Annotated in this window: 18 protein-coding genes; 10 read left to right on the forward strand and 8 right to left on the reverse strand. The window is 70.4% G+C overall.

Features of this window, described 5'->3' with window-relative positions:
• Positions 1 to 20 precede the first annotated feature (20 nt).
• Positions 21 to 806, reverse strand: a complete 786-nt coding sequence (locus tag BG482_RS08390) for a 3-oxoacyl-ACP reductase (RefSeq protein WP_069768273.1) — start codon at positions 804 to 806, stop codon at positions 21 to 23.
• A 176-nt stretch (positions 807 to 982) separates the two neighbouring features.
• Here BG482_RS08390 and BG482_RS43840 point away from each other — a divergent pair, with 176 nt between their 5' ends.
• A complete protein-coding gene (locus BG482_RS43840) occupies positions 983 to 1,417 on the forward strand; it encodes a nuclear transport factor 2 family protein (protein ID WP_069768274.1) in 435 nt (144 codons plus the stop codon).
• Positions 1,418 to 1,587: 170 nt separating this feature from the next.
• Here BG482_RS43840 and BG482_RS08400 read toward each other — a convergent pair whose 3' ends face one another.
• Positions 1,588 to 2,370: a BTAD domain-containing putative transcriptional regulator gene (locus tag BG482_RS08400; RefSeq protein WP_370745766.1), complete on the reverse strand. Its 783-nt coding sequence runs from the start codon at positions 2,368 to 2,370 to the stop codon at positions 1,588 to 1,590.
• A gap of 325 nt (positions 2,371 to 2,695) precedes the next feature.
• Between BG482_RS08400 and BG482_RS08405 the strand changes: the two genes are divergently transcribed.
• Together BG482_RS08405 and BG482_RS08410 are read left to right on the forward strand one after the other, a co-directional pair.
• Positions 2,696 to 3,394: a hypothetical protein gene (locus BG482_RS08405; RefSeq protein ID WP_069768276.1), complete on the forward strand. Its 699-nt coding sequence runs from the start codon at positions 2,696 to 2,698 to the stop codon at positions 3,392 to 3,394.
• A 358-nt stretch (positions 3,395 to 3,752) separates the two neighbouring features.
• Positions 3,753 to 4,817, forward strand: coding sequence for a sensor histidine kinase (locus BG482_RS08410; RefSeq protein WP_176741328.1), 1,065 nt, complete (start codon positions 3,753 to 3,755; stop codon positions 4,815 to 4,817).
• Here the strand turns inward: BG482_RS08410 and BG482_RS08415 are convergent.
• Positions 4,759 to 5,352, reverse strand: a complete 594-nt coding sequence (locus BG482_RS08415; protein ID WP_176741329.1) for a DNA-binding response regulator — start codon at positions 5,350 to 5,352, stop codon at positions 4,759 to 4,761. The two genes, BG482_RS08410 and BG482_RS08415, sit on opposite strands and share 59 nt — an antisense overlap.
• 200 nt (positions 5,353 to 5,552) lie before the next feature.
• Between BG482_RS08415 and BG482_RS08420 the strand changes: the two genes are divergently transcribed.
• Positions 5,553 to 6,473: an MBL fold metallo-hydrolase gene (locus BG482_RS08420; RefSeq protein ID WP_069768279.1), complete on the forward strand. Its 921-nt coding sequence runs from the start codon at positions 5,553 to 5,555 to the stop codon at positions 6,471 to 6,473.
• Between the two features lie 50 nt (positions 6,474 to 6,523).
• On the opposite strand, the gene BG482_RS08425 is transcribed toward BG482_RS08420, so the two are convergent.
• Positions 6,524 to 7,024, reverse strand: coding sequence for a flavin reductase family protein (locus BG482_RS08425; protein ID WP_370745762.1), 501 nt, complete (start codon positions 7,022 to 7,024; stop codon positions 6,524 to 6,526).
• A 223-nt stretch (positions 7,025 to 7,247) separates the two neighbouring features.
• On the opposite strand from BG482_RS08425, the gene BG482_RS08430 reads away from it, so the two are divergent.
• Both BG482_RS08430 and BG482_RS08435 read left to right on the forward strand, forming a co-directional pair.
• Positions 7,248 to 8,828 carry an acyl-CoA carboxylase subunit beta gene (locus tag BG482_RS08430; RefSeq protein ID WP_069768281.1) on the forward strand — a complete coding sequence of 527 codons (1,581 nt, stop codon included), beginning with the start codon at positions 7,248 to 7,250 and terminating at the stop codon, positions 8,826 to 8,828.
• Positions 8,825 to 9,049 carry an acyl-CoA carboxylase subunit epsilon gene (locus BG482_RS08435; protein WP_069768282.1) on the forward strand — a complete coding sequence of 75 codons (225 nt, stop codon included), beginning with the start codon at positions 8,825 to 8,827 and terminating at the stop codon, positions 9,047 to 9,049. The genes BG482_RS08430 and BG482_RS08435 overlap by 4 nt, the downstream gene beginning before the upstream one ends.
• A 167-nt stretch (positions 9,050 to 9,216) precedes the next feature.
• Here BG482_RS08435 and BG482_RS08440 read toward each other — a convergent pair whose 3' ends face one another.
• The gene (locus tag BG482_RS08440; RefSeq protein ID WP_069768283.1) at positions 9,217 to 11,871 is read right to left on the reverse strand and encodes an RICIN domain-containing protein; all 2,655 of its coding nucleotides are present in this window, start codon (positions 11,869 to 11,871) and stop codon (positions 9,217 to 9,219) included.
• Positions 11,872 to 12,211: 340 nt separating this feature from the next.
• Here BG482_RS08440 and BG482_RS08445 point away from each other — a divergent pair, with 340 nt between their 5' ends.
• On the forward strand, positions 12,212 to 12,682 hold the full coding sequence (locus tag BG482_RS08445) for a VOC family protein (RefSeq protein ID WP_176741330.1): 471 nt from the start codon (positions 12,212 to 12,214) through the stop codon (positions 12,680 to 12,682).
• A 61-nt stretch (positions 12,683 to 12,743) separates the two neighbouring features.
• Here the strand turns inward: BG482_RS08445 and BG482_RS08450 are convergent, their stop codons facing one another.
• The gene (locus BG482_RS08450) at positions 12,744 to 13,412 is read right to left on the reverse strand and encodes a Type 1 glutamine amidotransferase-like domain-containing protein (RefSeq protein WP_069768284.1); all 669 of its coding nucleotides are present in this window, start codon (positions 13,410 to 13,412) and stop codon (positions 12,744 to 12,746) included.
• 172 nt (positions 13,413 to 13,584) lie between these two features.
• Between BG482_RS08450 and BG482_RS08455 the strand changes: the two genes are divergently transcribed.
• A complete protein-coding gene (locus tag BG482_RS08455) occupies positions 13,585 to 14,013 on the forward strand; it encodes a hypothetical protein (RefSeq protein WP_256096303.1) in 429 nt (142 codons plus the stop codon).
• 229 nt (positions 14,014 to 14,242) lie between these two features.
• Here BG482_RS08455 and BG482_RS08460 read toward each other — a convergent pair whose 3' ends face one another.
• Complete coding sequence (locus BG482_RS08460) at positions 14,243 to 16,792, reverse strand: glycoside hydrolase family 32 protein (protein WP_069768285.1); 2,550 nt, start codon at positions 16,790 to 16,792, stop codon at positions 14,243 to 14,245.
• 356 nt (positions 16,793 to 17,148) lie between these two features.
• On the opposite strand from BG482_RS08460, the gene BG482_RS08465 reads away from it, so the two are divergent.
• Positions 17,149 to 18,150: a LacI family DNA-binding transcriptional regulator gene (locus BG482_RS08465; RefSeq protein ID WP_069768286.1), complete on the forward strand. Its 1,002-nt coding sequence runs from the start codon at positions 17,149 to 17,151 to the stop codon at positions 18,148 to 18,150.
• Positions 18,151 to 18,388: 238 nt separating this feature from the next.
• Positions 18,389 to 19,438 (forward strand): LacI family DNA-binding transcriptional regulator, encoded by a 1,050-nt coding sequence (locus BG482_RS08470; protein WP_069768287.1) that lies wholly within the window; start codon positions 18,389 to 18,391, stop codon positions 19,436 to 19,438.
• Between the two features lie 254 nt (positions 19,439 to 19,692).
• Here the strand turns inward: BG482_RS08470 and BG482_RS45790 are convergent, their stop codons facing one another.
• Positions 19,693 to 21,639 carry a protease pro-enzyme activation domain-containing protein gene (locus BG482_RS45790; protein WP_079141682.1) on the reverse strand — a complete coding sequence of 649 codons (1,947 nt, stop codon included), beginning with the start codon at positions 21,637 to 21,639 and terminating at the stop codon, positions 19,693 to 19,695.
• Positions 21,640 to 21,730: the final 91 nt, after the last annotated feature.

A 21,730-nucleotide genomic window follows, 5' to 3' on the forward strand; every position in this document is an offset into this window, starting at 1 on the left:
GGCCGGCGGCCGTGGCCCGTTCAGTAGTTGCCGAGACCGCCGCAGACGTTGAGCGCCTGCGCCGTCACCGCGGCGGCGTCGTCGCTGACCAGGTACTCGACCATCGCGGCGACCTCGCGCGTCTCCACGTAACGGCCCAGCGGCACACGCGTGGTGATGCGGTCGTGCGTCTCCTGCTCGCTGACCCCCCAGATGGCTCCGTAGTGCTCGCGCACCCGCTCCGCCATCGGCGTCTCGACGAAGCCCGGGCACACCGCGTTCACCGTGATGCCGGTCCGGGCCAGTTCGAGCCCGAGCGCCTTGGAGAAGCCCACCACGCCGTGCTTGGAGGCGGAGTACGGGGCGGCGTGCACCACGCCCTGCTTTCCGCCCGTGGAGGCGATGTTGATGATCCGGCCGCGGTCCTTGTCGAGCATGCCGCCCGCGGTGAGGACCTCCTTGGTCACCAGGAAGACGCTGTTGAGATTGGTGTTGATCACGTCGAGCCACAGCTCGTCGGGGATCTCCGCGGTGGCCCCGCCACCGCTGCGGCCGGCGTTGTTGACCAGGATGTCGATCGGCCCGAAGCGCTCCACCGCGGCCCTGACGACGGCCCGGATCTGCTCGGGCCGGGCAACGTCGCACGTGGTGCCGTCCACGTCGAGTCCCTGGTCCTGCAGCTCCTTGACCGTGGCGGCCAGCTGCTGCTCCTGCCGGGCGCAGATGTAGACGCGCGCGCCGAGTCCGGCCAGCCGTTTGGTGATCTCCAGCCCGATGCCGCTGGTGGCCCCGGTCACGAGCGCGACCGGCTTGACTGCCTCCGCCATGCTTCCTCCCTCACCTGCGTTCACTCCAACGGGCCGAGCCTGCGCCGGGGTCCTTGAGCGGCGGTCGAAGAGTTCTCGACACCGCCGCCGTCCGCCCGGGTCAGCGGCGCTCAAGCGGCCTTCGAGTCGGGCGGTCCACGGTGGGACCCTCGCTGATCTGGCACCGGAGGAAGCCCATGACCACCACGCCCGTGCCGCCCCATGAGTACGCGCGGATCCAGCAGTTCTACGCCCGCCAGATGCAGGCGCTGGACGAGGGCCGGTTCGAGGAGTACGCCGCGACGTTCACGGAGGACGGCTCGTTCCAGCACACCCCCGGCACCGAGCCCGCCCGCACACGGCAGGGCATCCTCGCCGAACTCGTCCGCTTCCATGAGCGGTTCCGGGACGAACCGGTCCAGCGGCGGCACTGGTTCAACCAGATCGTGCTCGACCCCCAGCCCGACGGCAGCCTGCGTTCCACGGTGTACGCCCTGGTGGCGCGCACCCGTCCGGGCGGCAAGCCGGAACCGGAGATCTGGCCCAGCTGCATCGTGCGAGACGTGCTGGAGGTCTCCGACGACGGTGTGCTGATGCGCTCCCGCGTCGTCGACTACGACCACATGGGCTGAACCGCCCGACCTGCAGCCGCACTTGCGTCAGTACCTGCTCTTGCACCCGCTCCCTCACCCGCTCCCTCACCCGCGCCCTCACCCGCGCCCGCAGCCGCCGGGCGCGGGACCGGCGACCGTCCCGGCCGGGCCACCGCGCCCCGCGGCGGCCGGTCGGGGGCGGCGACCGGTCAGGCGGCGGCGACGGACAGGGGCGCGTCCATCGTGAACTCCGGGACGTCGAGGGCCGGGTCCCCGACGAGGATCGCCTGATGCAGTTGCCGCAGCCGCGGGGAGGGCACGATGCCCAGCTCGTCGTCCAGCGTCCTGCGCAGCTGCTGGAAGACCTCCAGCGCCCGCCAGACGGCCCCGGACCGGTAGAAGGCCAGCATGAGGTTGCCGGCGAACGCCTCGTGCAGCGGGTGCTGGGTGGTCAGGACCCGTAGCTCGGCGAGCAGATCGGCGTGCCGGCCCAACCGCAGATCGGCCTTGATCCGTTGTTCCAGGACCCGCATGCGCGCCTCGTGGATGCCGAGCGTCTCCATCTCCAGCACCCGGCCCAGCGGCACGTCCAGGAGCGCGGTGCCCCGCCACAGGGACAGCGCCTGTCCGAGCCGGGCGGAGGCGGTCCGAGCGTCGCCGACGTCCAGGGCCGTCATGCCCTGCGCGGAGAGCCGCTGGAACTCCTGCAGGTCACAGACGTCCGGCCGTACGCCGATGCTGTAGCCGCCGAACCGGGTGCTCAGCACGTCCTTGGCGGTCTCGCCGTGCCCGGCCGGCAGGGTCGAGGCGATCCTGCGCCGCAGCTGCAGGATGTACGTCTGCAGCGTGGTGATCGCGCTGCGCGGCGGATCGTCGCCCCACACCTCCTCCATCAGCGTCGTCACCGGGACGATCTGGCCTGCCCGGATCGCGAGCAGCGCCAGGACCTGCCGCGGCTTGCCCGCGCTCGGAACGATCGACACCCCGTTCATTCGGATTTCAACTGGACCCAGTATCTCGATTTCCATGGTGGAAGCCTCTCTTCGGGGCGGGGCCTGGTCATGGGCGACGCCCCTGGTGACTGAGTGCTTCTCGAGCATTGCACGAGGGGCTCCGCCGAAGTAGTGACCCGTTCACGGACACCTTGTGACGAACTCATGCAACCGGAAGGCGTGTTTGAATCTGACACGCGGCGCGTGACGGCAAGGCCTTTCTTTTTCGGTCGCGTGACCAGGCCATGAGCAACTCGTCGCGCGCCGCACGGGAAAATCGCGCGATACCGAAGAGAATTGATTGACAATTGAAGGAATCTCATCCGTGGACGGAAGACGCCCCCGGTCCCTGTGGTCGCTGCGCGACGACGCCGTGCTGGAGGACTCGGAGGGCGGGCGCGTGCTCGTCGTCCGCAGCGCCGTGGGCCGGGTCAGGTTGCCGTCGCCCCACCCGCTCGTCCGCAGGGCGCTCGACCGGATGATGCTCGGACCGATCTCCCTGGAGAACGCGGTGGACGCGGGACGCGGGGCCTTCGAGGGGCCGCCCGGGACCGATCTGCTCTCGGCCCTTCCCGTCGCACTCGCAGCGGCGCTGCGGCCGTTGCAGCACCTGGTGGTGCGTTCGATCGGGCTGGACGACGTGCACGGGCCGGTGCTGTCGGTCGTCCCGGTCTGCCGTCAGGCCCGGTTCCGGCCGGTCCTGCCCCCGTTGCAGGGGGCGGTGAAGCTGTCCTGCCGCAGCACGCTGACCGTTCGGGGCGGCACCGGCGAACTCTTCTCCTCGGCGGCGTGCCACCGGGTGCTGCTGCACCGGCGGGAGGCGTTGCTCACCACGCGGATGCTCCAGCGGGACGTCACGCCGGCCCAGGTCTCGGCCGGGGCGGTGGCGCCGTTGCTGGCCCAGGCGATCATCGCCCATGTGGCCGGGACGGGAATGATCAACGCCTCGCCGGAGGGGCTCGCACTTTCACCGCTGTGTGATCCGAAAACATTCGATCAATTCTTGCCACAGTGGCCGGATTGATTACCGTGTCGACGTCTCACGACGCCATGGGTAATCGGATTCCCGGCGTCCGATTCAGGCCTGAGATGCCGTTTTCATCGCGGTGTGGGGTCTTCGCCGAGTGACGCATCACACTTCCTTCGTCCGGGCGGCCCGTCTACGTATGCTTCTCGTCGAATGGCTTGTCCGCGTGGTCGGTTGAGGAGAGTCCATGAGCGGTATAGCACGGGGGAACGCAATAACAGAGGCTGCATTCGACGTGACAACGGTGAGGAACCGCCACCTGTCGCCGTGGTTTCCGGTGATTGTCGTCGCACTCGCCCAGGCCGGTTTCGGCCTGACCGGCATGCTCCGACTACTGGCGACCCATCCTGGGACCGTGACCATCGTGGTCTGTCTGGTCTCCTTCTTCATGGTCCTTGTTCTGCAATTCGTGCACTGCGCGGAGCCGGGCCGCCGCATTCGCACCCGATACGGCGCATGGACGCTTCTGCTCCAGGCGTTCTTCACCTTCGCCCCGGTCGTGCTCTTCAGCGCCGCCTGGGGCGGCATGGGCGGATTCGTGGCCGGCAGCACCCTGCTGATCGTCGACGCCCCGCTCTCGTGGATCCTGTTCGCCCTCTGTCCGCTGGCAGCAGGCGCCCTGGCGGTCGCCATGGGCTTCGCGATGCTCGACATCGCCTGCCTGACCGTGGGCACCGCGATGACCGGGCTGATGATCTACGGCCTGCTGTGCCTGGCCGAACTGCTCAGCGAGACCCATCGCCACCAGGGCGAGCGCGCACACCTGGCCGTCAGCCGGGAGCGCCTGCGCTTCTCCCGCGACCTGCACGATCTGCTCGGGTACAGCCTCGCCAGCATCACCCTCAAGAGCGAGCTCGCGTACCGGCTGGTCAAGGACAACGACCGGGCCCGTGAGGAACTCGGCGAAGTGCTGGACATCTCGCGCCAGGCCCTGTCGGACGTGCGGACGGTGGCCTACTCGTACCGGGAGCTCTCCCTGTCCGAGGAAGTCGCCGCCGTACGGCGGGTGCTGGCCACCGCCGGCATCGACGCCGACCTCCAGGTCGAGGAGGGCCGCTGGGGCTGCGAGATCGAGACCGCGCTCGCCACGGTGCTCCGTGAGGGCGTCACCAACCTGCTGAGGCATGCCGAGCCGAGCCGGTGCAGCATCAGACTGCGCGAGGAGGACCGCCATGTGCGGCTGACCCTGTCCAACGACGGCGTACGGGAGAGCGGACCGCGGGTGCTCGTCGGCGGCAGGGGCCTGGACAACCTCGCCGACCGGATGCGCCGACTGGGCGGTGCGCTCACCGCCGAAGTCGACGCGCAGGGCAGGTTCCACGTCATCGCCAGCTGCCCGGTCGGCACCGCCCAGCGGTCGGTCACAGCCAGCCCGCCTCCGACGCGATCCGCACTGCATCAAGCCGATTACGTGCGTTGAGCTTGGTCACAGCCGCGGTGAGGTAGTTGCGCACGGTCCCCACCGACAGGTGGACCTGGGCGGCGATCTCGGGCGCCTCCGCCCCGGACGACGCCCAGCGCAGCACCTCCGTCTCACGGCTGGTGAGCGGGTTGTCCTCCTGGCTCCATGCCGTGTGCATCAACTGGCTGCCCACCGCCATCTCGTGCGCGGCGACCTTGCGCACCGCCTCCGCGAGCTCCTCGGACGGGGCGTCCTTGCGCAGATAGCCCAGGGCCCCCGCGTCCAGCGCGCGCCGCAGGGTGCCCGGGCGGTCGAGACTGGTCAGGATCAGCACCCCGCACTCCGGGACCCGGTCCCTCAACTGGGCCGCCGCGGTGAGCCCGTCGACACCGGGCAGATCGATGTCGACGACGACCACATCGGGCCGCTTTTGCAGCGCCACCGCCAGGATGGCGTCACCGCTTTCCACTTCGGCGACCACTTCGAAATCCGGTTCAAGTTTCAATAGCGCCACCAAGGCCCCACGCACCATGTGCATATCCTCGGCCAGCATGATCCGTATCACATTTCCCCCCGGCTGATCGGCAAAGTCGATACTAGCCCGGCGTATCGCAATGAATTGAAGAAGATCTCACTGGTGCCGGGGGAGTTCGCTGCTCGGGCCGTCCGGCAGAGCGGACTCGACCGGCCCTCCAGAGGCAGGCGCGACACTCCGTGCACGACCAGCCCCCAGGACGTCCACGGGAGAGATCCATGAGCGCAGCACGGCACGACCCCTCGGCAGCCACCCTGGAGGAGGTGGCCGACGGCGTCTTCGCCTACCTACAGCCCGACGGCGGATGGTGCCTCAACAACGCCGGTCTGATCGTCGCCGACGGAGAGGCCGCGCTGATCGACACCGCCGCGACGCAGGAGCGCGCGCGGCGGCTGCGCACGGCCGTGTCGTCGGTCGCCCCGGCCGCGCCCCGGCTCGTCGTCAACACCCACTTCCACGGCGACCACGCTTTCGGCAATTTCGTCTTCCCCGAGGCCCTGGTCGTGGCGCAGCACCGGACGCGCACCGAGATGGCCGCAGCCGGGCTGCACCTGACCACGCTGTGGCCCGAGGTCGACTGGGGAGACGTGCGTCTCGTGCTGCCCACCGTGACCTACGAGGACCGGCTGACCCTGCACATAGGCGGTGTACGGGCCGAGTTGGTGCATCCGGGACCGGCGCACACCACCGACGACACCGTCGTCTGGCTGCCGGAACAACGGGTGCTGTTCACCGGTGACCTCGTCATGGCCGGGGTGACGCCGTTCTGCTCGATGGGTTCGGTGTCCGGGTCGCTGGCCGCCCTCGACCGCCTGCGGGCCCTCGACGCGCAGGTCCTCGTCACCGGGCACGGCCCGGTCGCCGGGCCGGAGGTCCTCGATGTGACCGAGGGATACCTGCGCCGGGTACAGCAGTTGGCCAAGGAGGGGGTGGCGGCCGGCCTCGACCCCCTCGACGTGGCCCGCGAGGCCGACCTCGGCGAGTACGCCGAACTGCTGGACCCCGAGCGGCTGGTGCCGAACCTGTACCGCGCCTACGCGGAGGAGCGGGGAGCGGCCCCCGGTCACCCGCTGGACATCGGAGAGCTCTTCGGGAAGATGATCGAGTACCACGGCGGTCTGCCGGTCTGCCACGCCTGAGACGAGGGGCGGACGGCGCCGACGGGGCGGCGCCGTCCGCCCCTCGCGGATCACCCCTGGACCGGGGCGAGTTCGCCGGACCAGACCCCGAACACGCCACGTTGGTGGAGCACCGGCGACCGGGCGAAGACCTCGGCCGCCTCCACCCTGCCGATGACGATCCAGTGGTCGCCGGCCTTCACGGACCGCATCACCGTGCACTCGGCGTAGCCGACCGACAGCTCCGTCAGGACGGGCGCGCCCCCGGCAGCCGCCGACGGCTGCCACCGCACGCCGGAGAACTTCCGTTCCGACCTGCTCGCGAAGACCCGCGCCACGTCCTGGGCGCCGTCGGCCAGCACATTGACCACGAAGGCTCCCGCCGACAGCAGCGGCGGAAGGGAGCGTGCCGCCCGGTCCAGGCAGACCAGCAACAGCGGGGGATCCACCGAGACCGAGGTGACGGCACTGCAGGTGAATCCGCGGGGAGTGCCGTCCGTGTCCACCGTCGTCACGATCGACACGGGCGTGGGGAACGAGCCGAAGAAGGCCCGGAATTCGTCTGGAGTCACCGACATCTCACACCGCCGCCTGGTCCGATTCAACGCGTCCGGGCATCACTCTCCGCGACCGCTCTGGAGCACCGGTGGATCCGTGTTGGAGCCGCGAACCGGCCACGGTGCGGTCCAGTTGGCTTCTAGCGGTGCTGTAGGGCTGCGGCGGACGCTCGCCGACATGCCAGCGTCACCGCATCGGGCTCGCCCGTGCGGCGCGTTACTCATCGGAAGGGCAGGCATGACCATCGTTGATGACGGGCGGCCGGCGGACTCGATGCGGATCCGCGTCACCGCACTCGCCCAGATGCGGGACGAGGCCCGCAGCGGTCCCGGCCCGCAGGCGACCGCGGCGCAGAAGGCCAAAGGCAAACTGACCGTCCGGGAACGCATCGGGCTGCTCTTCGACGAAGGGTCGTTCACGGAGATCGAGACCCTGCGCCGCCACCGGGCGGCAGGCTTCGGCATGGAGGCCAAGAAGCCCTACACGGACGGTGTGGTCACCGGCTGGGGCACCGTGGACGGCCGCACCGTGTTCGTCTACGCCCATGACTTCCGCATCTTCGGCGGCGCCCTGGGCGAGGCGCACGCCGCGAAGATCCACAAGGTGATGGACCTGGCCGAGGCGGCCGGCGCTCCCATCGTGGGCCTGTGCGACGGGGCCGGCGCCCGGATCCAGGAGGGCGTGACGGCACTCGCCGGATACGGCGGCATCTTCCAGCGCAACGTCCGCAACTCCGGCGTCATCCCGCAGATCAGCGTGATCCTCGGCCCGTGCGCGGGCGGCGCCGCCTACTCCCCGGCGCTGACCGACTTCGTGTTCATGGTGCGTGGGATCGCCCAGATGTTCATCACCGGGCCCGACGTGGTGAAGGCGGTGACCGGCGAGACGATCAGCCATGACGCGCTGGGCGGCGCCGACGCGCACGCCGCCGTGTCCGGGGTGGCGAGCGTGGCCTACGACGACGAGGAGGAGTGCCTCGCGGACCTGCGGCACCTGTTGTCGCTGCTGCCGTCGAACAACCGGGAACTGCCGCCGCGCGTCCCCTCGACCGACCCGCCGGACCGGCTCACCGAGAAGCTGAACGACCTGGTGCCCGCGGACCCCAGCCGCTCGTACGACATGCACGCCGTCATCGAGGAGGTCGTCGACGACGGCGACTTCTTCGAGATCCAGCCGACGTGGGCGACCAACGTCATCTGCGCCCTGGCCCGGATGGACGGACATGTGGTGGGGATCGTCGCCAACCAGCCGGCGGCGCTCGCGGGGGTGCTGGACATCCACGCCAGCGAGAAGGCAGCCCGCTTCGTCGCCATGTGCGACGCGTTCAACATCCCGCTGGTCACCCTGGTCGACGTACCGGGATTCCTGCCCGGCGTGGACCAGGAGCACGGCGGCATCATCCGGCACGGCGCCAAGCTGCTGTACGCGTACTGCAACGCGACCGTGCCCCGCGTGCAGCTCATCCTGCGCAAGGCGTACGGCGGTGCGTACATCGTGATGGACTCCCGCTCGATCGGCGCCGACGTCTCGTTCGCCTGGCCGATCAACGAGATCGCCGTCATGGGCGCGGAAGGGGCGGCCAACGTGATCTTCCGCCGTGAGATCGCGGCCGCGGAAGACCCCGAGGCGGTGCGCATCCAGAAGGTCAAGGAGTACCGGAGCGAACTCATGCACCCCTACTACGCCGCTGAACGCGGCCTCGTCGACGACGTCATCGACCCGGCCGAGACACGGCACAGGATCGTCTCGGCGCTTGCCATGCTGCGGGCCAAGCACGTTCCCCTGCCCAGCCGCAAACACGGGAACCAGCCCCAGTGACCGGCGAGGATCCGCTGCTCAGGGTGGTCCGCGGCGCACCCCGGGAACACGAACTGGCCGCGCTGATCGCGGTGGTCTACGGCCTGGCCCATCGGGAGGACGGTCCACCGGGCGCCGGGGAGCCACGCGCGGCGCCGTGGGACCGTGCCACGGCGCCGGCCGCTCCGGCGGGCGCATGGATCACCGCCCGGGAGCCTTCCTGGCGACCGAACCTGCGGTGAGCGGGCCGGCCTCCGCGTGCCGGTAACCCACCGCGCGGAGGACCTGACCGCACCGGCTCCCGCCGAGGCGATCGGCAGGAGCCGGTGCGGGACGAAGCGTGTTCCCTCAGCCGTCGCCGGGCCGCGCACCGTGCGGCCCGCGACCCCTGTTCCGGCGTCGGATCAGGTCAGGACGGGTCGCCGTATTGCAGACCGCGTCCGTTGGTGCCGATGTAGACGCGCCCGAAGGTGTCGGGGTCGCCGGTGATGACGCCGACGCTTCCGATGGCGCCCCACTGGTGGGCGTCGTCGTTGATGCGGAACCAGGTGGCGCCCTTGTCGGTGGAGCGGAAGACTCCGGTGACGTCCTTGACGGTCCCGAGCAGGTACAGAGCCTGGTAATCGGCGCCCGGTGCGGCCTTGCCGAAGCCGAGGGCGGAGGCGGACTTCACCGTGGTGAGTGTGGTGAAGGTGCGGCCGCCGTCGGTGGAGTGCAGCAGCCCCTTGCCGCCGCCGGCGATCCACAGGTCCCCGGCGATCCCGGGGACGGCCGTGAGCCGGCCGGAGGGCAGGTTGCCGGCCCGGGCGGTGAAGCTCGCGCCGCCGTCGGTGCCGGCGTAGAGGGTGCCGCCGGAGAGGGAGTAGAAGGTGTTGCCCGAGGAGCGGTCGGCGACGACCTCGGCGTCGGTGCCCAGGCCGCTGACCCTCGACCAGCTCGAACCCTTGTCGGTCGAGCGGTACGGGACCTGACCGTCCTCGGTCCAGACGATGGTGGAGCCGTCCGCCGCAAGCGCGACATGGCCCATCTGGGAGCTGCTGACCGGCTCCGCCTTGAAGCCGTTCCAACTGCTGCCGCCGTCGGTGGAGTAGGCGCCGTCCTGTTCGCCGCCACGGCCGACGCGGACCATCATCGAGGGGTTGGACTGGGCGAAATCGATGTCGGTACTGCTGCTCATCAGCGGGTTCTTCAGCCGTCCGGCGGGTACCTCGGTCAGGGAGCCGCCGTACCGGAAACCGCCTTGGTCGCCCATGGAGGTGATGAGGGTGGCGCCGCCGGGCGGGGCGATCGCGTCCGCCAGCGCGGTCTCCTCCAGCCCGCGGGCCCCGGAGACCCAGTGACTGGTGCCACCGCTGTCGGAGGCATTGGCGTCCTTGCTGCTCCAGATGCCGTTGCCGGTGCCGTACAGCGCGTGCCCGGAGTCGAAGGGGTCGATGGCCAGCGCGGTCATCCAGTGCCCGGTGTGGTCGCCGACGTACGGCGCGCCGGAGGCGTCCCGCGCCGACTTGTCCGCCAGCGCCTTCCAGGTCGTACCGCCGTCGGTGGTGCGGTAGATCTCGTCCTCGGGCCACCAGCGGTCGAGGGTGGTGACCATCACCGTGGACGGCTTCTGCGGGTCGACGGCCAGACCGGAGAACCCGTAGGAGCCCTGCGGGGGAGAGACGTTCTTCCACGCGCCGCCGGCCGGGGTGTACTTCCACACCGAGCCCGTCGTCGCGTCCATGGGGCCGATGCTGTTGCTGTAGGACAGGTACAGCGAGCCGTCAGCGGTGACCACACCGTGCTGCGGCATCTGGCCGGTGGGCTGTCCGGCAACAGCCTGCCAGCTGCTGCCGCCGTCGGTGGAGCGGTACAGGGGCCTGGACGTGTCGTTGACGCCGACGTAGACCGTTCTGCTGCCGGCCGGGCCGTACGTCACGAAGGAGATGCCCGCGCCGCTGCCCGCGCCGTCCTTGACGGGGAACGACGAGACCTGACTCCATGTCACGCCGTAGTCGGTGCTGCGCCACAGACCGTTCTTGCGGGTGCCCAGCAGCAGGGTGGAGTGGTCGGCGGGGTCGATCGCGAGCCGCTCGCCCGCCCCCCGGCCGGGTTCGTTGCCGCCCAGCTTGAACGGCAGGTCGGTCCGCTGGAAGGTACGGCCCCGGTCGGTGGAGCGCAGGATCGCGCCGTTGCCCGCCCAGTCGTTGGTGTAGGTGCCCGTCGCGAGGTAGAGCCGGTCCGGGTCGACGGGGTCGGTGGCCAGCGAGTCGATGCCCAGCAGGTTCCAGTCCTTCTCGCCGAGCCAGTCGGTCAGCGGGATCCACTGCTCGGCCCCGGTGTCCCAGCGGTAGGCGCCGCCCATGTCGGTACGCGCGTACAGCAGACCCTTCTCCTTCTGGTTGAACACCAGGCCGGTGACGTAACCGCCGCCCACCACCTGGGCGTTCTTCCACACATACGGTCCGGCCGCGGCCGTGGTCTGCGCGCTGCCGGTCCCGGACGCCTGGCTCTCGGCCATCTTCACCAGCTTCCACTGCTGGTTGGTGCCGCCGTGGCCCGGATACTGGATGATCGGCGCGCCCCCGGCCGTGGAGCCTCCGGAGACGTCCAGGACCTGGCCGCTCCTGCGTGAGGTGAACGTGACGGCGCCGGATCCGCTCACCTCGTCGATCCGCCACTCCTGGGAGGCGGAGGAGCTGTCGGTCTGCTGCACGGCGGCAGCCGCCCGGGCGGTCGAACCGCCCGCTATGCCGAGCACTTTGCCGCTGTTGCGGTTCACCAGCTCGTAGTAGCCGTTCCCGGCGGGCCTGAGCTTCCACTGCTGGTTGGCGGTGTTCTGGTCGGTCCACTGCTGGATACGGGTGCCGTCGGCGGTGGAGAAGCCGTCGACGTCCAGCACCTTGCCGCTGCGCACGGAGGCCAGCCGGTAGTAGGCGCTGCCGTCGACGGTCGCGGCCTGCGAGTCCTCCTGCGCGAACAGGAGATACGGCACGACGGCGAGAGGAGCGCCGAGCAGCACGGCGGTGGCGGTCCAGCGACGACGGTGACGCCCGCGGCGCCCGCCGTTCGTGGGGTTGTTCATGGGGAGGCGTTCTCCTTGCGACCTGTTCACGAGCGAAAGGCGGACCCGGCGACCGGAACCGGCCGGATCCGCTGCCTAGTGGTCACAGCACCCGCAAAGGGTTGCCACAAGCCGAAAACTTTCGCAGGCCACCCCGCCTCCCGCCCGCGAGCGCTTCGACCCGCCGACCCGCCGACCCGCCGACCCGCCGACCCGCCGACCCGCCGACCCGCCGACCCGCCGACGCGTCGGCGGGTCGGCGGCCGGCGAAGATCCACCGATGAGTTCCGCCGGCGGCGCCGGTCTACAGGACGTACGCCATCAAGACGCCGACTGTCGAGACGCCGACTGGAGACCCACCATGACGAACCCCGCACACCCCGGCCGCATGCTGTTCCTGAACATTCCCGTGACGGACCTCGAACGCAGCAAGGCGTTCTTCGCCGGTCTCGGGTTCGGTTTCAACCCGCACTTCACCGACGAGAGCGCCGCCTGCATGCTGGTCGGCGAGCACGCCTTCGTCATGCTGCTCAGCCGTGAGAAGTTCGCGCAGTTCGCCAAACTGCCCATGGCCGATCCCACCACGCACACGCTGGCGCTGTACTGCTTCAGCGTGTCGTCCCGTGACGAGGTCGACAGCGTCAGCGCCGCCGCACTCGCGGCGGGCGGCACCGAGGCGGACGGCGCCGAGGACCACGGCTTCATGTACTCACGCAGCTTCTTCGACCTCGACGGTCACGGCTGGCAGGTCATGTGGATGGACCCGGCTGCGGCGGAGCAGGGCCCCGAGGCGTTCACGGCCTCCGCGCAGGACGCCGGCGCCCCTGCCTGACCCGCGGACCGGCAATCCCCTCGTCGTCACCGGCCCGCTCCTCCGGCCACCGCCGGTCGCGTCACGGATGGAACCGCCACCGGCCTTCGGAAACGACATCGACCTCGCCGTCCCTGACACGAACGGCCGTCTCGTCGTCGATGAAGTAGATCGGGAAGTCCGCCCGCGCAGCGATGCGATCGGCCCAGGCGTCGTCCCGCTCGGGGAAGTCCGGCGAGTACAGGTGGGGCTTGAGGTACCAGTCGAAGAGGCCGAACGGCGGCTCCACGGTCGTCGCGCCGAGCACGTGGAGGTCCGCGCCGTCCCCGATGACGTCGGCGGAATGTCCGGTGAGATGGCGGCTGAAGATCATCGATCCGGCGCTGACCCCCACGTAGACCCGGTTCTCCAGCGCCTCCAGGAAGCCGTCGGCCAGGCCGTTGCCGGTGATGCTGCGCGCGAGGTGGTAGTGGCTGCCGCCTTCGACGTAGACGACGTCGGCGTGGAGCAGCCGGTCGAGCACCATCTGCCGGGGCAGGCCGTTCAGCTCCAGGACGTCGAACTCCCGCCAGCCCAGGCCGTGCAGCAGGTTCATGTGCGCGACGAACCACCCGTGGTCCCCGGGCTCGGCGACCGATGCCGTGGGCACGTACACGACGTTCGCCGATCCGAACGGCTTTCCCAGCATGTCCCGCAGCGCATCCCGCAGTGTCTCGTTGCGCAGGCCGCTCGCCGTCAACAGGAAGTTCATCGGGCGAGCCAAGCACGCCCGACGGACGCGTGCAAAGCACGGGAAACGAGTGGGACGGCGGAACGGGACGGCCCGCGACGGGGCGGCGAAAATAAGATCGAAAAGAATGACCGCCTGACGTAGGGTCACCACGGCTCGCCGGACTGCCCGAGCGGGTACACACAGGGGGTACATGATGCGCCACAAGATTGCGGCCCTGGCCGCGACGGTCCTTCTCGCCGGCGGGGCACTCGCCAACGCGACCTCGGCGTCGGCGACTGTCGATCCGCCCAGCGGTGGCTGGGACCACACGTGGACCACCTCGGACTCCAACCCGGGTGGCACGGTCTACGTCGCCGAGTACGGCGACGTCATCTCGGTCTGCGACACGGACGCCGACGGAGTCGCCCCCCGCGCCCAGGTCGCCGTCCAGTACCCGAGCGGCGCGTATCACATCCGTTACACCCTCACCGCCTCGGGCGGAGAGGGCGCATGCGCCACGGCCCGTGCTTCGCAGGGAGGCATCTACGACCTCCCCGAGAACACGTCGATCAGCGTCGCGGTCTGGCTGGGCCCGGACTACGGCAACGTGACCACGCACTACTACCAGAACGACCACTAGCCGGTCCGCAGGGGCGGAAACGTCCCTGTGCGTCCGGCGCCGCTCCCCGCCCCGTCGTCGAACCTCCGAGGCCGACCGGGACGGGAACCGAGACGGCGGGACGAAGAGGGCGGCACCCCCGGGTGCCGCCCTCTTCGTCCCGTCCGGCGGGGCCGGTCGGAGGCCGTGACGGGGATCGGGCGACGCGCCTGTCCTGGTGTCCGTCGCGTTCAGCGCCGTACGGGTCCGGTCACGGCCAGATGGACCTCAGCTGCCACGCCTGTATGCCGACGGTGGCGGTGCCGCCTTCGGCGAAGGCGTCGACGCCGGTGCTGGAGGGGTCGGGGAAGATCTGGTCCGTGAGGGTGACCTGTTCGCCGCTCGCGTTCTGGGCGTAGACCTCGACGGACGAGGCGTCGACGAGGACGTGCAGGCTCAGCCGGCCGCCGCCGAGTTCGAGCGGAGCGCGCTGGACGCCGGCGAAGGCGGGGTCGAAGCCGGTCGCGCCGGAAGCGGTGCGATCGAGGTAGACCTCGCCGGTGGCGGCGTCGTAGCCGATGCGGGTGTGCTGCCCGCCACCGCTGCGGACGTCCAGACCGGAGCGGCCGGCGGTGCCCGGGGTGAGGTCGGCCTGGAGTTCCAGGCTGCCGCCCTGCACCTGGAGCGGAGTGGTGGTGTTCGAGACGCGGGTGCCGGGCACCCGGGTGCGGGCGCCGCGCAGGGCGGTGAGTTCAGCGACCGGCTCCTGGATCAGCCGGACCCTGCCGTCCACGGTCTTCAGGGAGAGCCGGCGGGGGAACGTGTCGGCGCTGCGCCACGGGGAGGTCGGTATGGCCTGCCCGTAGTTCCAGTTGTTCATCCAGGCGGTCATGACGCGGCGGCCGCCGGGGGCGTCGGTCCACGTGTTGGCGGCGTAGAAGTCGGCGCCGTAGTCGAGCCAGTGGGCGCGCTGAGTGGTGTTCAGGGCGGGCTTGTCGGCAGTGGTGAACTGATCGGCGAGGACGTGTCCCCAGCCGCCGGGGTTGGCGTCCACGATCTGGATCCGGACCTTCTTGCCCTTGTAGGCCATGGTGTTGAAGGAGGCCCAGTCGAGGTTCTCGGAGTCGGCGCCGGTGGCGCTCTGGACGACCTCGCCGTCGACCAGCAGGTTGACGCCGGTCTCGACGGAGAGAGGCTTCGCCTGCGTGTCGGAGAGGACCACCTGGTCGAGGTTCAGGTGGCCCCAGCCGCCGGAGGCGGCGTCCACGGCCTTGATCTGGGCCTGCTTGCCCTGCAGGTCGGACAGGTCCCACGAGGCCCAGTTCAGTGCTTCGCCGTTGGATCCGGTGGCGGAGCGCACCACCTTGCCGTCCACGACGAGCTCCACCGCGGTGGGAGTGTCGGAACCTGTGGGGTGGTCGCCGCCGCCGATGAGGAAGTCCAGGTACCTCTTGTCGATGGTGAAGGCCGGGGAGGTCAGCGTGCCGGTGCCGGCATCACCGTCGAGGAAAGTGTTGACGAGTCCCTTGCCGAGGTAGCCGGTGACCTGCTGCTGGCCGGGGAGCGTGCCCTGAGCCGGTCCGGCGCCGAAGGCGTCGCCGGTGGTGGTCCAGTCGCCGATGGGGCCGGCGTAGGTGCTGCCCTCGAAGTCGGCGAGGGTCTCACCGGTGGGTGCCGGCTGCCCGCCCAGGGCGGAGCCGGGCTGGTGGGGATGGTTGCCGCCGCCGACCTTGAAGTTGATGTAGTTGCCGGTCACCGTGAACTCGGGCGAGGTCAGGGTGCCGGTGGAGGCGTCGCCGCCGTGGAAGCTGTCGGCGAATGCCGTGCCCTCGAAGCCGGTGACCTCCGACTGCCCGTCCACCGCCCCGGTCACCGGTCCGCCTCCGAAGGCGTCGCCGGTGGCCTTCCAGTCGCCGAACGAGCCGGACTCGAAGTCCTGGGTGAGGGTGCCGCTCGGCGGGGTGTACGTGGCGCCGGAGTCGTCGGAGGTGAACTTCTCGCCGTCGAAGTCGCCGACGAAGTACTGGGCGCCGGAGCCGCCCGCGATGCCGCCGGGATTGAGGTTGACGGCCAGCACCCACTTGGTCTTCTTCGTGTCGCCGTCGACGGGGAGCGGGAACAGGTCCGGGCACTCCCACACCCCGCCGGTGGCGCCGGCCGGGCCGAAGTCGCTCTGGTGGGTCCAGTGCTTGAGGTCGGACGAGCTGTAGAAGGAGATCTTGTGCTGGTCGGCGAGGGCGACGGCCATCAGCCAGCTCTGCGTGGGGGCGTACCAGAAGACCTTGGGGTCGCGGAAGTCGTCCGAGCCGATGTCGAGCACCGGGTTGCCGTCGTACTTGGTCCAGGTGGTGCCGCCGTCGGTGCTGTAGGCGAGGGCCTGCTGCTGCTTGCCGGAGGCTTTCTGCGCGCTGGTGTAGACGGCGACGAGCGGAGGGTTCTTCGCGGTCCCGAAGCCGGTGGTGTTGTTCCTGTCCAGCACCACGCTGCCCGAGAAGACCATCTCGCTGTCGTCCTGGGGGATGGCTAGCGGGAGTTGCTTCCAGTGGACGAGGTCGGTGCTGACGGCGTGGCCCCAGGACATGTTGCCCCAGGTGTTGCCGGACGGGTTGTACTGGAAGAACAGGTGGTACTTGCCCTTGTAGTAGATGAGGCCGTTGGGGTCGTTCATCCAGTTCTGGGCCGGGGTGAAGTGGAACTGGGGGCGGTACGGCTCGTGGTAGAGCGTGTCGGCCACGGCGGGAGACGCCGCGACCAGGCCGAGCCCGGACAGGGCGGCCAGTGCGGCCAGGAGTCCGCGGCGCAGACGAAGTGTTCTGGACATGGCGCTCCTTGCAGGCGTGCGGGCTTCGTCTCGGCCTTGGGGGACTGACGCGTGACGCTCGACGCGTGCCGGGTGCGGGGCGGCTACGCGTGTCGGGGGTACGGGCGGCGGCTGCGCCGTGGCCTCGTCCAAGGCCACAGGCGAGCCCGGCTGTGAGGGGCGGCACGACACCGGCAGGGTGCTTCAGCCCATGTCTGGAAACGTTTCGCAGAACGTACGGGCAACGTGCCGCCGAAGTCCAGACCCTGTGCGGGAAACTCCTGAATGCGAGGATGGGCGCGCCTGCGCGGTGCCATTGATCCCGGGAGAAATCGTTGTCCAGCGAGCAGAATGACACAGGTCGGCGGCAGGCCACCATGCGCGATGTCGCGACCATGGCCGGGGTCGGGATCGCCACCGTCTCGCGGGTCGTCAACGGCAAACCCGTCACGCCCGACCTGGCGGAACGGGTGGAGCGCGCAGCCGAGTCGCTCGGCTACCGCCAGGATCTGACGGCCAGCAGCCTGCGCCGGGCCGACCGCCGCACCAGCACCCTCGGCCTGGTCCTGGAGGACGCGGCCAACCCCTTCTCGGCCGCGCTGCACCGCGCGGTGGAGGACGCCGCCGCCGAGCGCGGCCTGCTGCTTCTGGCCGGTTCCACCGACGAGGACCCGGTCCGGGAGCGCGGCCTGCTGAGGACTTTCGCCGCCCGCCGGGTCGACGGCCTCATCGTGGTGCCCACGGGTCGGAACGACACCGACCTCGACGCGGCCCGCCGCGCCGGGACACCCGTCGTGTGCGTGGACCGCCGCACCGCGGCGCCGCAGGTGGACACCGTGACCGTGGACAACCGCGCGGGAGTGCGGGCGGCGGTGAAAAGGCTGAACGAGGCCGGTCACCGGCGCATCGCCTTCCTCGGGGACCTCCGCTCGATCTGGACTGCCGAAGAGCGCCATGCCGGGTTCGTGGAGGGGCTGGCCGAGGCGGGCTGCGTCCTGCACCCTTCGCTCGTGAGGCGCGGCCTGCACGGTGCGGAGGCCGCCCAGGAGGCCACCCGTGGACTCCTGGCCCTGCCCCACGCGCCGACGGCATTCGTCTCGGGCCAGAATCTCCTGACCGTCGGGGCCCGTATGGCCCTGCAGGCGCTTGGGCTGCAGCGTCGCGTGGCGCTGATCGGCTTCGACGACCTGCCCCTGGCCGACCTGCTGGAGCCGGGCATCTCGGTGATCGCCCAGGATCACCGGGCCATCGGCCGGGAGGCTGCGGGCCTGCTGTTCGACCGGCTCGGGGGCGAGGCCGGCCCCGCCCGTCACCGCGTGCTGGCCACGCGCTACGTCGCCCGCGGCTCCGGCGAACTCCCCGCTCCCGAGGACGGCTGACGACTGCCTCGCACTTCCCCGTGCACGAGTGGTTTCCGGTGCGTTGACGGCCCCTCCTCTCGGTGCTTCACTGCCGGAACCGGTACCGGAACCGGTTCCGGAACTGGTACCGGTACCGGTTCCGGAACCGGTTCCGGTACCGGTGTCGCCTCCGGTTCCGGTTCCACCGATCTCCGCACCTCGGCACTTCGGTGCGGGAGAACGTCATCCGCCTGTGTGTGGAGTGAGAGGAGGTGGCATGGGAGTCACCATCGCCGACGTGGCCGCACGGGCCGGCGTCAGCAAGACGACGGTCTCGCGAGTGCTGAACGGCAAAGGCGAGATCAACGAGAACACCGTCCTGAAGGTCCGCAAGGCGATAGCGGAGCTGGGCTATGTGCCGAGCGCCGGAGCGGTCGGGCTCGCACGCGGCACCACACAGATGATCGGCATGCTGGTCCCGGACAGGGCCAGGGCCTGGCCCGGCGTCGTGCGGGCGGTCGTCGAAACGCTGGAGACCGAGGGCTTCGGACTGCGCATGCTGACCTGGAACCGTGATGAGGAGTCACTGCGCAGGCTCGGTCTGCAGGTCGCTGCCAAGTCGTTCGACGGTCTGCTGGTGACAGAGCCCGAGGACGCCATGGGATACATCGCGGAGCTGCACGAAGCGGGGCTGCCGGTCGTGCTGATCGACGATCGCTTCCAGCGGCCGGGATTCCCCTACGTGGCCACCACCGACCGGGAGGGGGGCGCGCAGGCCGCCCGGCACCTGCTGGAGCTCGGGCGCCGTCGTCCCCTGGTGGTGACGGGCCCCGAGAGGTTCGGCAGTACGCGGGAGCGGCTGGGCGGCTTCGTCGATGTCTACGCCGAAGCCGGGATCGAGATCGGCCGACGCAGCATCGTCCCCGGCGACTCCGACTCCGACACCGACTCCGACACCGACACCGACACCGACTCCGACTTCGAGCGCGGCCGTGGCGCGGTGGGGCGGGCTCGCGCGGAGGGCGTGGAGTTCGACTCGGTCTTCGCACACAGCGACCCCTCGGCGGCCGGCGTGCTGGCCGCACTGCACGAGGCCGGTCTGTGGGTGCCGCAGGATGTCGCAGTGGTGGGCTTCGACGACCTCGAGACGGCGTCGTACACCTATCCGGCCCTGACGACCGTCCGGCGGCCGGTGCGGGAGATGGGCGAGGCGGCGGCGCGTCTGCTGCTGGACCACGTGCGCGGATCGCCGAAGGCCGCTCCCTCGTGCATCGTCCCCACCAGCCTCGTGGTCCGCGGCTCGACGTCACAGCCGGGCTCGAACTGACACTGCGTCATCGCCGGCCCACTGTGTCGGTGGGGTGGCGCGGGGACGGAAAGCGGGATGGCCCGTCCGGGAAGGGATACGCCGCGTTCGTGCAGGGGATGCGCGGGCGGGTCGCCCAGGGCGGTGGAGCGGGCGCGGTGGCACGCATGCGGCACGGCGGCTGAGACCCGGAAGGGCCGGCCTGGGAGGAAACCCTCCTGAGCCGGCCCTTCCGGGGCGGGGGCAGGGACCGGGAGGAGCGAGAGCCCCACCGATCAGCGATTCACCCTCCAGCCGCCCCGGCGCCGGAACCAGTCCAGGTACGACGGGGCGGGCGAGCCCAGACCGGAGGACATGTCGTAGCCCTTGGTGGCCTTGAGGCCGTAGTCGTGGCCGAGGGTGTAAAGGAGGTAGCGATACGTTCCGGCGTCCGGGCCCATGTCGCGGACGACGGCGGTCGGCCGGGCCGGGTCCCGGATGTCGCGGAAGACTCCGGCGTTTCGCATCGCGTACAGCAAGGGATTGGCGAAGCCCAGGCTGTGGCCGGACAGCTGCTCGGCGTCCGCCTGGAGGGCGGCGAAGGCCGGGGCGGCGGCGGAGGTGCCGCCGTAGCCGACCGTTTCGTACCGCCCGGAGACGGTGTAGCCGATCAGGACAGGGAGCGCGCCGTCCCCCTCCATCGAGATGTCCGGTGTGACGCGGTGACCGTGGGCGAGCGAGTCGGGGACGGCGCCGCGCTGGTACCAGGGCCGGCGGAAGTCGCTGGGGCCGCCGCCGCTGCCGAAGGTGAACAGGCCGGGCATGGGCTCCCACTCGGTGCCCTGCGGGGAGAGGATGGAGAGGTTGTCGCCCATGCTGGTCTCCCAGGCGTAGCTGCCGTCCTTGGCGGTGGCCAGTGTCGTGCCGCCGACAGAGGTCACCCACGGTGAGCCGCTGGGGAAGTCGGCCTGTGCCCGGGTGGTGTTCGGGTCGCAGTTGAGGCCGCCAAGGGTGGCGTCGGGGGACTGGTCGCCGCAGTCGCCGGCGGCGAAGTACACGCCGATGCCCTCGGCTGCCGCCTGGCGGAACAGCATGTTCCAGGCTCTGAGGAGGTCGGGCGTGAGGTGTGGCCGACTGGTGTGGATGACCTCGGCCCACGAGTTCGATATCGCGTCGGCGGCGTGGTGGTCGATGATGTACGACTCGGCGTCCATGAGGTCCGCGTCCAGGCAGGAGTCGGCGCCGACGTAGAGGATGTCCGCTTCCGGTGCGTAGCCGTGGGCCATTTCCACGTCGAGTGCCTGTTCCCCTGCCCAACTCGCGGGTGGCGCACATGCTTTGGTGATGTTCCAGTCGGACGGGGTGACGCGCTCGCGGTACTGGCCGGGCCGGAAGGGATGGTCGCCGGTGGCCGTGGCGTAGGTGTTCGCGTCCTGTTCGGCCGTGGGGCTGCCGTAGGCGCCCACGATGGCGACGGTGCGGCCCTTGCCCGTGGCTCCTGAGGCGGTCACGCCGTAGGCGCCGCGCAGGAGGGGCGGGGTGTAGGGGCAGGGGGCGTAGGTCTGCGTTCTCCCGTATGTCTTCGGGAGGGTGGTGGCGGGACGTTCGCCGAAGTACGAGGAGCAGGAGGCCTGTTGATCGACGGAATACGGCTCGGGGTGGCCCAGGGGCCGGGCGGCGGCCGGCACGTCGAAGGAGAAGCCCTCGACACCCCTCACGTCCTGGGCCAGAGAGGGGGGAAGGCGTAGGTCCCCGGTGGGCGCCTGGACGGTCCCGCCCGGGGTGTCGTAGCGGTGGATGTCGGTGCCCAGAGCCCCCGCGAACTCCGCTTCTGTGCCTGCTATTTGGAGATAGTGCGGGGCGTTCGCGATGACGCGTAGGTGTGCGCTGGTGAGCCACTGCCGGATTCTGTGCCGTGCAGCGGGGGTCATGCCGAAGCGTCTGTCGTACTGGGGCGGCGTGAGGAAGTGCCGGTAGTGGGGGCTGGAGGGGGTGGTCACGGCAGTGAGGAAGGCGTCCAGACCGTCCGGGTCGCGGGTGCCGAGGTAGAGGCGGGCGGTGAGAGGTGTGGTTGCGGGGATCCGGCCGGCGTCGGTCCCGAGGGTGGCGTGGTGGGGGTGGTCGGTCGACAGGGATACGGGACTGGGCGGCTCGGCGGCGCGGGCTGTGGGCGCGAGGACGGCGGCCGTTGCGGCCACGGCGGCCGCGATGGCGAAAGCGCGGCGTACGGGAAGAGGGCGCACGGGAGCGCAGGCCTCCTTCGAGAGGGCCAGGTGGGCGTTTTTTTCGGGGGAGGGGTGGTGTTGCGTATCGCGGGGTGTCGGAGGGTGCGTC

Origin of the sequence: Streptomyces sp. LUP30, assembly GCF_001746365.1 — a bacterium.
Classification (GTDB): domain Bacteria; phylum Actinomycetota; class Actinomycetes; order Streptomycetales; family Streptomycetaceae; genus Streptomyces.

Excerpts from the sequence above, each read along its gene's own strand:
- BG482_RS08390 (WP_069768273.1), bottom strand. The coding sequence starts at position 806 with ATGGCGGAGGCAGTCAAGCCGGTCGCGCTCGTGACCGGGGCCACCAGC.
- BG482_RS43840 (WP_069768274.1), top strand. The coding sequence starts at position 983 with ATGACCACCACGCCCGTGCCGCCCCATGAGTACGCGCGGATCCAGCAG.
- BG482_RS08400 (WP_370745766.1), bottom strand. The coding sequence starts at position 2,370 with ATGAACGGGGTGTCGATCGTTCCGAGCGCGGGCAAGCCGCGGCAGGTC.
- BG482_RS08415 (WP_176741329.1), bottom strand. The coding sequence starts at position 5,352 with ATGCTGGCCGAGGATATGCACATGGTGCGTGGGGCCTTGGTGGCGCTA.
- BG482_RS08420 (WP_069768279.1), top strand. The coding sequence starts at position 5,553 with ATGAGCGCAGCACGGCACGACCCCTCGGCAGCCACCCTGGAGGAGGTG.
- BG482_RS08430 (WP_069768281.1), top strand. The coding sequence starts at position 7,248 with ATGACCATCGTTGATGACGGGCGGCCGGCGGACTCGATGCGGATCCGC.
- BG482_RS08440 (WP_069768283.1), bottom strand. The coding sequence starts at position 11,871 with ATGAACAACCCCACGAACGGCGGGCGCCGCGGGCGTCACCGTCGTCGC.
- BG482_RS08445 (WP_176741330.1), top strand. The coding sequence starts at position 12,212 with ATGACGAACCCCGCACACCCCGGCCGCATGCTGTTCCTGAACATTCCC.
- BG482_RS08450 (WP_069768284.1), bottom strand. The coding sequence starts at position 13,412 with ATGAACTTCCTGTTGACGGCGAGCGGCCTGCGCAACGAGACACTGCGG.
- BG482_RS08455 (WP_256096303.1), top strand. The coding sequence starts at position 13,585 with ATGATGCGCCACAAGATTGCGGCCCTGGCCGCGACGGTCCTTCTCGCC.
- BG482_RS08460 (WP_069768285.1), bottom strand. The coding sequence starts at position 16,792 with ATGTCCAGAACACTTCGTCTGCGCCGCGGACTCCTGGCCGCACTGGCC.
- BG482_RS08465 (WP_069768286.1), top strand. The coding sequence starts at position 17,149 with ATGCGCGATGTCGCGACCATGGCCGGGGTCGGGATCGCCACCGTCTCG.
- BG482_RS08470 (WP_069768287.1), top strand. The coding sequence starts at position 18,389 with ATGGGAGTCACCATCGCCGACGTGGCCGCACGGGCCGGCGTCAGCAAG.